This window comes from Prosthecobacter sp., from assembly GCF_029946185.1.
Taxonomy (GTDB): Bacteria; Verrucomicrobiota; Verrucomicrobiia; order Verrucomicrobiales; family Verrucomicrobiaceae; genus Prosthecobacter.
In genome coordinates, this window is the sequence record NZ_JAQSEA010000259.1 from 4,570 (window position 1) to 16,077 (window position 11,508).

6 protein-coding genes and 2 pseudogenes are annotated in these 11,508 nt (G+C 57.7%); 3 read left to right on the top strand and 5 right to left on the bottom strand.

Annotated elements, in window-relative coordinates:
• Positions 1-2,574 (top strand): annotated as a pseudogene (locus PSV43_RS21415) (hypothetical protein); the annotation flags it as partial.
• Between the two features lie 454 nt (positions 2,575-3,028).
• Here PSV43_RS21415 and PSV43_RS21420 read toward each other — a convergent pair.
• From PSV43_RS21420 to PSV43_RS21440, 5 genes are read right to left on the bottom strand one after another with little or no spacing between them, the layout of a single operon-like run.
• Positions 3,029-6,214, bottom strand: a complete 3,186-nt coding sequence (locus tag PSV43_RS21420) for a type I restriction endonuclease subunit R (protein ID WP_300202485.1) — start codon at positions 6,212-6,214, stop codon at positions 3,029-3,031.
• Positions 6,215-6,217: 3 nt separating this feature from the next.
• Positions 6,218-7,045 carry a hypothetical protein gene (locus PSV43_RS21425; RefSeq protein WP_300202488.1) on the bottom strand — a complete coding sequence of 276 codons (828 nt, stop codon included), beginning with the start codon at positions 7,043-7,045 and terminating at the stop codon, positions 6,218-6,220.
• Positions 7,046-7,057: 12 nt separating this feature from the next.
• Positions 7,058-7,948 carry a DUF488 domain-containing protein gene (locus tag PSV43_RS21430; RefSeq protein WP_300202491.1) on the bottom strand — a complete coding sequence of 297 codons (891 nt, stop codon included), beginning with the start codon at positions 7,946-7,948 and terminating at the stop codon, positions 7,058-7,060.
• A gap of 9 nt (positions 7,949-7,957) precedes the next feature.
• Positions 7,958-9,196: a restriction endonuclease subunit S gene (locus PSV43_RS21435; protein WP_300202494.1), complete on the bottom strand. Its 1,239-nt coding sequence runs from the start codon at positions 9,194-9,196 to the stop codon at positions 7,958-7,960.
• The gene (locus tag PSV43_RS21440) at positions 9,193-10,803 is read right to left on the bottom strand and encodes a class I SAM-dependent DNA methyltransferase (RefSeq protein ID WP_300202497.1); all 1,611 of its coding nucleotides are present in this window, start codon (positions 10,801-10,803) and stop codon (positions 9,193-9,195) included. The genes PSV43_RS21435 and PSV43_RS21440 overlap by 4 nt, the downstream gene beginning before the upstream one ends.
• 181 nt (positions 10,804-10,984) lie before the next feature.
• Between PSV43_RS21440 and PSV43_RS21445 the strand changes: the two genes are divergently transcribed.
• Positions 10,985-11,185, top strand: a complete 201-nt coding sequence (locus tag PSV43_RS21445; RefSeq protein WP_300202500.1) for a hypothetical protein — start codon at positions 10,985-10,987, stop codon at positions 11,183-11,185.
• Between the two features lie 9 nt (positions 11,186-11,194).
• Positions 11,195-11,508: pseudogene (locus PSV43_RS21450) on the top strand (hypothetical protein); the annotation flags it as partial.

Consider the following 11,508-nt stretch of genomic DNA (forward strand, 5'->3'; position numbering starts at 1 on the left):
GCGCTGCTCACGTTGCTTGCCACACTGGACACCCACGCCGCGCCCACCTCGCTCATGGAGTACGCGCTGAAAGCACGCATGTGGCTGACCCTGTTTGTGAGCCTCGCCGCTTTGCTGCCAAGTGTGCTTTGTGGCTTTGTCGGCGGTTTGATTGGCGGCCAGATCATGGCAACGAAACTGCCAGAACAACAGACTGAAAGTGGTGCCGAAGGCATACCCTGGCTGCGTCATGTTACCTTGGGCGCGGCGGTCCTGTCTCTCTTGGGTTTGCTTGCTCCGTTGTCGTTCGTGGGCCGCTCGCCGAAGATTGATCCCCAAGCGATTACCGAATCGAAGAATGCCGCGCCGTCGTTCCAATACGAACCTCCACCAGGCATCGAATCAGCGAAGATCGGTGAAATTCAGCCAGACATTACCAAGGTGATTGAAGGCATCGAGTCGGATTCGCCTGTGAGCTTGTCCGCAGATGGCCGTTTGCTAGCGTATTGTGACACGTCATCCGGCTCACCTGCCATCGGTGTTTACGATCTGAACCATTTCCAAAAGATCACCAGCATCCAAGTCCCTGCCTATCCGCTGGAATCGCTGGCATGGTCGCCAGATCAAAAATCGCTCGCTTGCGCCATTGGGAATGGGAGTGGCCGACTCATTTGGATTTTGCGCATTGCAGAAGCCATGGCCATCTCACTCCCCCGCCCTCCTGGGCGTGACACTCCGGGAGGAGAAGTGTTTTGGTGGCAGGCGCAAGAACTAGTGTTTTTCCCGACCGACGAATCCCCCCTCGTCTTTGATCTCGAAAAGCTGCTGTTGAAGCCCATCGATGATTCGACTTTTTTCAGTAAGCTTGATGAGGAAGCCAAGCGTCAATGGCAGAACGGGCCTCGCGCTTCTCTCCCCTCTCAGAAAGGCTGGAAGTTGGATGTACGCACCGTGATCAGTTCCGCAGTGCCGCCACCTCGTCGTAGCCCTGAAAAGGAATGGGAAATGTTTGGGCAAAGTATTTGTGCCATGTCGCATCCAAACCTGCCTGTTTCCTTTGGATTCGATTCGCTGGGGGTCGATGATAAAACCAAGGTTCTATGCACCGCTGACGGCTCCAAGTTAATTCGCATCAAGAACGGACATGCAGAAGTGACTTACATGAGGAAAGCCGCTGCCCCGGCGTTGCATTTTGAAGTCAGCATGCCGTCGGATGAAGATGTGATCAAAGAATCCAAATGGAAGCGACATGTCACTGATGGTGAACTCTGCGTACTAGTGTGCGCGCCGCTCGTCAATCCGCTGAATCATCAGGTGGTGGGGCCGGATTATCAGCAGGTTCGCGGCATCGCCCAACTGGTGGAATGGAAGGATCACAAGGCCGTTTTCGTGATGCAAATCTACGCCAGGCCCATTCACTCCACCGACATTGCCACGACACTGCACGCATGGAGTGACGGCCATAAAACGATCTGGGATGAGGCGGCAATCAAGGACTGGTGGTCGGCAATCACACCTGTTGTGCGTGAACTGCCCGAGACACTCCCTGATCTCTACATGCCGACACTCCTCGCCTTCAATGCCGACGAGTCGCCCTTCCCCGTCGTCAAAGCAGCGGAACGTCATCGACCCGTTCAACAGACCCCAGCTCCATCGGTCGCTCTCATACCATCGCCTCTTTCGCAGAGCCCTTTCTCTATGCTCGGTTCAGCATCAGCGGCCAACAGTGCGATTTTCTCCCAGGGCACCCCATCCGTTTCAGGTCCCTCGTCCATCTCCCATCAGCTTACCGAAATCGAGGTTAAGGAGTTCATTGTCGCTCATCATGACAAAGCCTCTCAAGGCAAAGTCACCGACATGGTCGCTGATTATGATCAAAGCGTAGACTTCCTCGACAAAGGAAGACTTTCGCGAAGCGCCATTCAGGCGGAAGAAACCACGCAACGTCAAAAGTGGCCGAGAGGCAGCGAGAAGATTCTTGGCCCGGTGACGGTATCTAAAGACGGAGGTTTGTGGACGGCCAGCTACACGATTGAGTTTTACAATGAAAATACCGCTGGCGACTGGCATCGAGGGCAGGCCGATCTCACGCTGACGATAACCTCCAACATCGGCCGCCTGATAATCATCTCCCAAAAGGCCAAGGTTCATGACTTGGTGGACAGCAAAACGATGGGCAAAACCTCCGCCGCAAATGCGACGGGTCAGAACAACGTGACGATCAGCGTCCCGAAACCTTGCTATGTCAGTATCACGAAAGCGAGAGACGTTGCCGGACTCGAATTCACCGATCAAATCAGCTTTGTGAAGGGCATCGTCTGGCACCGCACTTACCGAGAGCTGTCGGGAGATGGCAAAGCGCTCCGCACCTGTCGTGCAATCTACACTGGCAGTGGAGGCGTCTCGCCAGACCGAAACACAGCCCGCATTTATGTAACAACCCAAGAATGGGACAAAACTATTGGAGGCGGAACATTTACAGGCGTTTGTCAACGGAGTGCAGAATCCATGGTCGGCAAGGCTTTCAACTTCCAGTTCACTCAAGATGGGATGGTCGAGTCGGCGTTGGGTATTTCTTTTCGACTTCAGAAGTAGGCGCTTTAGCGGGGAATGCCTTCCCCTCGCGGCTACTGCGTGCGCCGCTACCCCTTCAAGCGGGAGGTATCCCGCAACGCCCTCAACATTCAACCGACCTCTTCCTGTCCTCGTCATTCGCTTCGCTCAAGACCAGGACAGTCCCCCTAAATCGAGGCGCTTCAGCGATGACCGTCAGCCCCGTCCCCTCCCAGACGGTCATCGCCCAAGCGCGCGAGGCCAGCCCAGCCACCGCAACCGCCCCGCTTGGCATCGCTTCGCGAATGGCAAGCCAGGCGATTCCTCCACAAACCATGAGCAGCGCCACTGCTGGCTGGGCTTCGCAGATGCCTCCCCTCTTTTCCACGAGGCTTCGGCTCACCCATCCCACAGCCGCGCTGAGGTACGGTTTCCGAGAATAAACTACATTTCGCCACCATTGAAGGCTGTTGGCTTACTGGTTACAGTCGCCCTCTCACGCCGCTGTCTCGTAGAAGTGCTCGAAGACTGCCTCCGCTTTCGCCTCGTAAAGGGGCTTGTCATAGGCTCTGGGCAAACCTTCGTCGAGGGTATCCTTGATCACGTCTTGGAGCCGGGACCGGCCTTGCTGAGTGCCTTTCCACATGGTGCCGAGGAGAGATTGCACCTTGGCGAGCAGTTGCTTCGCCACCTTCTTCACCTCGTCACGCTCGGCGTCGCTGAGTTCGGGCGCGGGACGGGTGAGGATGTCGAAGATCACGAGTTCAGCAGGCAGGAGATTCTCACGCACATGCCTTGTTTGCTCTTCAGTGAGTTTGCGGCTCTGCTCCAGCAAGGCTGCAAAGAGCTGGTCAATGTTCAGGCTCCCGGCGTTGTAGCTGGCGATGAGTTCCTCAAACTTCTGCTGGTAGTCAGTCCGCAGGGCGCGGTGCATGTGGACGATCTTGTCCAAGGTGGCGCGAATGGCAGCTTTGAGCTTTTCGATGTCGAGGTTCTTCTGCTTCGACTCTTTGAACTTCTTCGCGAGCGCTTCGAAGTTTATCTTGGAAAGGTCGATCACGCCATGCCGCGCTCCCGCTTTCCCTTCGGCAATGGTGAAGCCTTCTGCGCCAATGGAATCGTCGAGCAAGTCATTCAGCCTGCCCATGATCGGCGTGATGTCGGGTGTTTCTCCCTCCCCAGTCTGCAACTTGATCGAATCGGCCAGGGTTGCGAGCAGCGAGCACATCGGGGCAAACTCGATGGCTGCCTTGTCGGGCTTCACTGCGTGGTAGAGAGCCCGCACGAGCTTCTCGTGGGCGAGGAATTGCTTCCGCAGTTCGTCCGGGGAAATCAGCGCATTCACCGCTTCGCTCAGAAGGTGGAGTTTTTCCATGCCAGTCGCGTCATGAATGGCGGTCAGGCTTACCCCTTGGCGCAGGCAAAACTCCGCCGCCTCTTGCACGGCGGCACGCAGTTGCTCCACCAGCTCCTGCTTGTCACGCACAGGCGTCTTGCCGTCCTTTCCGGCTCCGTAGATGGCCAGGGCTCGCTCCAGCGAGGCAAAGACGTTGGCGTAGTCCACGATCAAACCGCTCTGCTTGCCGGGATAGACACGGTTGGCACGAGCGATGGTCTGCATCAGCGTGTGGTTCCGCATCGGTTTGTCGAGGTAGATCGTCGAGCAGCTTGGCGCATCGAAACCGGTCAGCCACATGGCGCAGACAAAAACGAGACTAAGCTCGTCCTTCGGGTCTTTGAAGCGCTCGTCAAGCTTCTCATCGTTCATCCGCTTGCGATGCGGCACAATGTCGATCCCCTTCCCTGCCATTTTGGCGATTTCGTTCTGCTCGGCGGAAACGATCACCGCCATGTCGGTGTGCTCCAGCAAGTCGAGCCGCCGTTGCAGTTCCCGCACCTTCTCGGCATCGTAATCATTCGTGACCCCGATCTTGGGCTGGCCCGGCTTGAGTGGTTTGGCCCGGGACAGCTCTTCCAGTTCGTCCCACACGCGCGTTTGCTCCGCCACCCAGTGCTTCTGCACCTTGGCGTGCATCTTCAGCGCGGTCACTTTGTCGATGCTCACCACCATGGCCTTGCCTTGGAAACCACGGCCCAGGAAATGGTTCATGATGTCCTTGGCCACCGTTTCCAGCCGGTCCTCGCGAGTGATGAGGTGGTATTGATTGCCCAGCTCCCGTTGCAGCTTTTCTTCGGCTTCAGGGCTCAGCTCAGCTTCTTCGATCAGGGCGTAGATGTCCTCGTTCAGATCGGGATTATCGAGGTGCAGTTCTGGCGTTCGGTTTTCATAGAAGAGCGGCACCGTCGCGCCGTCCTCCACGCTTTGCTGGAAGTCGTAGATGGAGACGTAATCGCCAAAGACCTCCCGCGTCCGCTCTTCGCCCGCGATCAGCGGTGTGCCGGTGAAAGCCACAAAGATCGCATTCGGCAGCGCAGCCCGCATGTTCATGGCCAGTGTGTCGTACTGGCTGCGGTGCGCCTCATCGGTCAAAACGATCACGTCCCGCCGGTCTGTGAGCATTTCATCCGTTTGGAACTTATGCACCAGGGTGAAGACATAGCGGTGATTCCCACGTAGCAGCTCGCGCAGATGTCCGCCGCTGCTAGCATGGCAGATTTCGCCCTCAGCCTCGCTCACAGCACCGCAGGCTTTGAAGGTCGTGGCTATCTGCTCGTCCAGCTCCACGCGGTCCGTCACGATCACAAAGGTCCAGTCGCCTGGCACCGTGCGCAGGATCTTCTGCGAATAGAATACCATGGAGAAGCTCTTGCCGCTGCCCTGCGTCTGCCAAAAGACCCCGCCACGTCCGTGGCCTTCATCGCGGGCTTTCAGGCTGGCGGTGATGGCGTTGTTCACGCCGAGGAACTGATGATTCTGCCCCACGATCTTGACCAGCCCGGCCTTGTGCTCGGAGAAGAGGATGAAGTTCTCCACCAAATCCAGCAGACGCTTTTTGTCGCATGTGCCGCAGATCATCACTTCCAGCGACACGCGGCGCGGCTCGTTCTCGCTCGCGATACGCTTCCACTCAAAGAACCGCTCCCAGTCCGCTGTCAGCGAGCCCACGCGGCTGTCCGTGCCGTTGCTGGCAATCATGAGCGCATTGCCCCAGAAAAGCTGCGGGATGTCTGTCTTGTAGCAGGTCAGGTTATCCGTGAAAGCCTGCTGCGCGGGTACACCGGGCTTCTTGAGTTCCACCACCACCAGCGGCAACCCATTGACGAAGCCGATCAAATCCGGTCGCCTAAGGTAGAGCGGCCCCTGGATGGACATCTGGGTCACAAGCAGGAAATCATTCGCCTCCGGGTTCTCCCAGTCAATCACCCGCACGCGCTCCGTCTTCTGTCCGCCACGTTCCTTGTCCGGCACGCTGACTTTGACGCCCTGCTTGAAAAGCTCATGCATCTCCCGGTTCGCCGCCGCCATGCTCATCGCCGAGCGGTTCCGCGTCAACTCTTCGAGTGCCGCCGTGATCGCTTCCGCCGGCAGCATTGGATTCAATCTTTCCAAGGCAACCTCCAGCCGCCCCGGCAGCAACGCTTCCGACTTCGCCAACCGTCCCAGCGTGCCGCTGGCACCCAAGTTTTCCTCTGCTGCCGAAACCGTCACCCAGCCAAGCTCTGCAAACAGCCCGATGGCGGGCTGCTCGACGAGCTGGTCTTCCGTGTAGGCGTGAGTCATGTGTTACAGCAATTCCAGCTGCTCCACAGCCGGTGGATGCGGAATGGGCAGAACGCCGATGATCACCCACGGGTTCGGTGAGAAGCCGTGAAATTCCTTCATCGTGCCGAGGAAGAAGTGCAGGTCCGTTTTCAGAAAGGAGTCCATGTATTTCTGACGCACCTTTGCCAGCGCCAGGGCTTCATCACCGCGCGCATCCCGCAGACAGTTGTGGAAGAGCTGACCCGTCTCCCAGTCCAATACTTGAAGTTCACTTCGTTTGCCGTCGGCATCTTCGAAGCGATATGAAAAGTTGTAGGGCAGCTTAGGCATCAGGCGGAAGGTCTGCCGCCATTGCTCATCCCCAAAGAGTTCGCCTTGAGAGGCCATGTCCCGCATCGCAGACACCTTCGCTTCGTCCCAATTTCGTTCACAAGGCTCCGAAATGAAATCGATGATCTTGGCAGGCTTGAAGAGCGCCAAAGACAGCGTGTTCGCCTTAGCGCCATCCAGCAGCGGTTGCAATCGGTGGTGCACTTTCACCTTATTCAGCACTTTGCGGCGTTCCTTCCAGGCTTCTTCTGTGCCCAGGTGCTTCATGGGCAGGATGTTCTTGGCATCTGTGGGATGATGCGTCTCCGGGCGGTGATCTGCCGTGCCTTTGCGCATCTCCAGCTCCACCCAGTCAAACTTCCGATACTGCTCTTCCTCATCCAGTCGCCGGAACGGCACGGGGTAAAGACGCACCCAGCTACCGTCCTCACGAATACCCGCTGTGCAGACCGTCTCACCGTGCTTCCGCGACAGTGTCGGATAAGTCTTCACGGTGATGAAAAGGCGCTCCTTGGGCATAAGGTCAATGGGTCAAAGGTGCTCAGCCCTCAGGGAATAACTGGTCAAGTGCTCCACTGCCTCCGCAACGCAGTGCCGGTGGCACTCGTGCGGGTGAAGTTCAAAGCAGGTCAAGGCCACGCGATGTCCTTCGGTGATCCAGCTCTGGATCATTGCTAGCGCCTCCGTCTGCTGCGGCAAGCTCTTGCGTTCGTAGTCGGCAAAGAGCGCATCATAGTCGGCCTGAGTGTTCAGTTCCCGACGCTCTTCGGAGGCGACGCCCAGTTGAGGCAGGTGCTCGTAGCGGATGCCCACGCTTTCACACGAATGACTCAGAGTACGTTTGGAGAAGCCATATTTCCGGCTCAGCGGATTCCGCCGCACATCACACAGCATGGTCACCCCGGCGCGGATGAGCTGGTTCAGATAGGTCTCCAGGCACTTGCCCTCGTAGCCAATCGTCAGCAGCCCGGCGGCGGCAGGCTGGGGCTTGGCCTGCTCCACCCGGGCGCGATCCGCCGGGTTTGTCAGCACCTTGTCCACGATCTCGCTGCGCGTGGCGTAGTAGGGATGGCGGCGGTAAACCTCCGCCACCAGCGCATCGCCACGCAGGCCCGCATGTTCCCGGTTGAAGCGCCCGGCCAGCAGCGGCATCACCGCCCGCTTCCGCGCTATCTCACGGCCCGCGTCCGTCATGAGCCACTGCTGCGCATCATCCACCAGCAGCCCCTGCTCGATCAGCCGCCTCTTGTCCGCGTAGGAGGTAAAGGAGAAGCAGCCGAATCGGTAAGGCACAAACTCATAGCTCGGATTCGCCTCCTCCCGTGTGTAGAGAAAGAGCAGTTTTTGGAAATCCGTCGGCGCATTCTGTCCCCCTAAGGCATCCAGCAAGGTTAAGAGCACGCGTTGTCGTTCGAAGAGCATGGGCAGAGCTTATGTGGGGACGCTTTCCAAAGCAACCTGCCCTGACAACAGGCGCGGCAGGAGCAGATCGCGAGTGCGGCGGAGGTTTTGGATTTGACGTTGGAGCTTTTCAATATGCGCTTCCATCGGCTTCGCGAATTCGCCAAACCTCTTCAGAATCGGCGCAGGAGGAACCACCACGGTTACTTTGGCAAGCTTCTCACGCGGCAGATGCTTGATGGTAGCGCCGGTAAAAAGCGATGCCAGTTGGCCGGATTCCCCCTGCAAACGCAGGCAGTGGTAGAGATAAATATGATCCATGTTCTCCCGGCAGCGAATGCGATGGATTGCTTTCTGAATCATCATTCCGGGAATCTGCTCCTTCCAAATGGCACACCGGCCAGGTTCGCCACCTTCACACATGACAATGTCGCCGAATTTCAGCCCATACGTTTCTAACTCATCTTTCTCAAAACGCATTTCCCGTAAGCCGCGCAGGTCAAATTCACCCCATCGGACGTTCATGTTTGCGAGATAGCTCAGCAAATCTCCTCGGTTCTTCTCTTGGTCCAGCATCTTGCCGAGCCTAAACTCGGCGACTTCCTCCAGAGGTCTTCGTTTCCATCCACCTGGCAAATCAGCAACGGGGAGGGTGTGTTCGTGGCCGGGGAAGCGGAAGTGGACGAACCACTCGCGGTAGAGGGCGCGGGCCATGTCCTCCAGCAACCGGATGCGACGCTGGCTGTTCTCGATCAACTCGTCGTAGGCCGACAGGATGCCCGCGATGCGATCCTGCTCAGCACGAGGAGGGAGCGTAACCACCATCTCTTTAGCGGCCCCTACGTTGAAGTGCTGTTGAGCTACACCCACGAGATTACCTCGCACTGACGCCATTCCCCAGGCTGAATTGAAAATGGCCGCCAAATAGAAAGAATTCAGTTCTTTGGAGGGCGTAATAACAACTAAGTCAGCGCAGTTCGACTCAGGTAGAGAAGCAGGGATAACACATGCTGTTCCCGGATAGCCTGTGCGGACAACAGCGACATCTCCGGGCCGAAGGGCTGACTTCTTGATCTTGTCGTTGAATTTCCGAGGGATGAACTTCACATCCTTTAGGCTGAGGCGAAAAGGTTCAATGTTCTGAGATCGAAGAAACGTTATACCTTCTGGCGTGTATTCGTCCGCCATCGGCCCGACATAACCCACAGTAATGCGATCACACACATCCTTGAGCTTCGTCGTTCTCCAAACTGACAATTTGTTCGTCATGCCTCCAGAATCTCCGCCACGTTTTGGGCAATGGTTTGTTCAAGCTCGCGGGCTTGGGCGTTGAGGGTTTCGAGTTCCTCATTCCACGTACCGAGTTGGGTCTTGAAATCCTCGTCGCTGACGGTCTCGCCGGGGGCGACGCCGACGTAGCGGCCGGGGTTGAGGCTCCAGCCTTGCGCTTCGATGTCCTGAAGCGTGGCGGCTTTGCACAGGCCGAGCACGTCAGCAAATTTTGGTTTTTTGCCGAATACTTCTTTGATCTTGGCCTCGGCCTCGGCGCCGCCGAGGGTGAAGTCGGGGGCTTCGCCACGGTAGAGGCGGACGAGGTTGGCGAGGAAGCTGATCTGGGCCTCGGTCCAGTCGCGGTGGGCGCGGTCGAGCTGGCGGTAGATGTGGCGGGCGTCGATGAAGAGGACAGTGTCGGCGCGGGGCGTCTTCGCTTTCCCTTTGTCAAAGAACCACAGGGTGCAGGGCAGCGTGACGGTGTAGAACATGTTGGGGCCGACGGCGATCATGACATCGACGGCCCGGGCTTCGATGAGCTTCTGGCGGATGTCCTGCTCGGAGGAGCGGGCGTCGGAGGCGGAATTGGCCATAACAAATCCGGCGCGGCCCTGATCATTGAGCGCGGAATAGAAATCCTGAATCCAGAGGTAGTTGGCGTTGTCCGTGCGTGGCAGGCCGAAGGGGTAGCGGCGGTTTTTGCCGACCTCGGCGCTGAGGCGTTCTTTGTCCACCTGGCTGACATTGAAGGGGGGATTGGCGCAGACGAAATCGAACTTCCCCACGGTAGCGTGCAGGTCTTCGTAGTAGGTGTTGCCGTGCTTGATATCGCCCTCCAGGCCATGGACAGCGAGATTCATGCGGGCGAGGCGGACGTTTCCATCGACGCGCTCCTGGCCGTGGATGCTGAGTTCGGCGCTGGGGTTCTTTTGGTGGGCGGAGACGAAACGGGCACTCTGCACAAACATGCCACCCGAGCCGCAAGCGGGATCGAGGATGCGACCGTGGAAGGGCTCCAGAATCTCCACGATGAGGCGGACGATGCTGGTGGGGGTGAAGAACTCGCCGCCTTTCTGCCCCTGGCTCATGGCGAAGGTGCCAAGGAAGTACTCATAAATCTTCCCGAAGGCATCGCCCTCCAGATCGGCGGGGATGGTGGAAAGGGTTTTCAGCAGGTTGCTGAGCAGGCGGGAATCGAAGACCTGATAGCCCTTGGGCAGCACCCCGGCCATCTGCGGATTGTCGCGCTCGATGGTCTTCATCGCCTCGTTCAGCGCCTTGCCAATGTCCGCCCCCTCCGGGAGCTGGAGCAGCCCGGCAAAACGGGCACCGGACGCGAGAAAGAGCACGCCCTCGGCATGGTAGGCGGTAGGCTCGTCCGCCTTTGAACCGCGACGAGAGGAAGCCCCGGCCTTTTCCAACACTGCCCTGCGGGCACTGAAGCGCACCTCGGCAAAGCGCAGGAAGATGAGGCCGAGAATGGGTTCGGAGTAGTCCGACTGCTTCAGGCCCGCCCCCGCCCAGAGCTGATTGGCAGCATCCCACAATTTTCTCTCCAATGTGTCATTGGCCAGATTCTTTTCAGTCGGAGCAGTCCAGAGCATGCAGTGAGGAAGGGTGCGTAGAGGTTTCGCCGATTAAACGTGGGGATGTAGCTGATGGCAAGAGTCTTGCTTTGTCATCATTCGGATGCGAAACTTCAGTCGCCCGAAGTTTGCTCTCCCCTACCCGGTTATCCACAGGACGACGTGACCGAGTGTGTCACGTTCATGATAAGATGAAGGCATGCAAAAAATCGTGCGAAAATCTGCAGGGGTGAGGTTCGAAAGCGACGTGCTCTTGTTCATTGATCAACTGGCCCGTGAACAGCAACGCAGTCGCAGCTTCATCATCAACGCCATTTTGCGTTGGTATGCAAAGTGGCTTGAGGAGCAAGCGCAACAAAAGGTCGAAGTCGTGAAGTCCGAGCCGGTAATCCGGCTTTAGCGCACAACTATGGAGCAAACGGTTCTGAAAAATCGCATCGTTCTCCCTACCTCAAAGGCCCCCAGCCCGGCGGTTTCGACATTTCAAGGCTTCAGACCCCCGAGCTCGAACACGACCTACACGCCGAACCAGTTCTTCGATGTCGTCATTCCGCACTTCTCTCGCGGGGTTGTGCGCATCGTTGGCTACCTCATTCGAAAGACACTCGGCTGGTGTGATGCCAATGGAAATCCTCAAGAGGAAGAGATCGAGGCTTCCTACGGCGAGCTGGAGCACAAGGCGGGCATTAGCCGAGACATGATCCGCAACGCTCTCGATGATGC

What these genes read in the sequence shown, in the direction of transcription:
- PSV43_RS21420 (WP_300202485.1), bottom strand. Translation starts at nt 6,214, where the DNA reads ATGACTCACGCCTACACGGAAGACCAGCTCGTCGAGCAGCCCGCCATC.
- PSV43_RS21425 (WP_300202488.1), bottom strand. Translation starts at nt 7,045, where the DNA reads ATGCCCAAGGAGCGCCTTTTCATCACCGTGAAGACTTATCCGACACTG.
- PSV43_RS21440 (WP_300202497.1), bottom strand. Translation starts at nt 10,803, where the DNA reads ATGCTCTGGACTGCTCCGACTGAAAAGAATCTGGCCAATGACACATTG.
- PSV43_RS21445 (WP_300202500.1), top strand. Translation starts at nt 10,985, where the DNA reads ATGCAAAAAATCGTGCGAAAATCTGCAGGGGTGAGGTTCGAAAGCGAC.
- PSV43_RS21435 (WP_300202494.1), bottom strand. Translation starts at nt 9,196, where the DNA reads ATGACGAACAAATTGTCAGTTTGGAGAACGACGAAGCTCAAGGATGTG.
- PSV43_RS21430 (WP_300202491.1), bottom strand. Translation starts at nt 7,948, where the DNA reads ATGCTCTTCGAACGACAACGCGTGCTCTTAACCTTGCTGGATGCCTTA.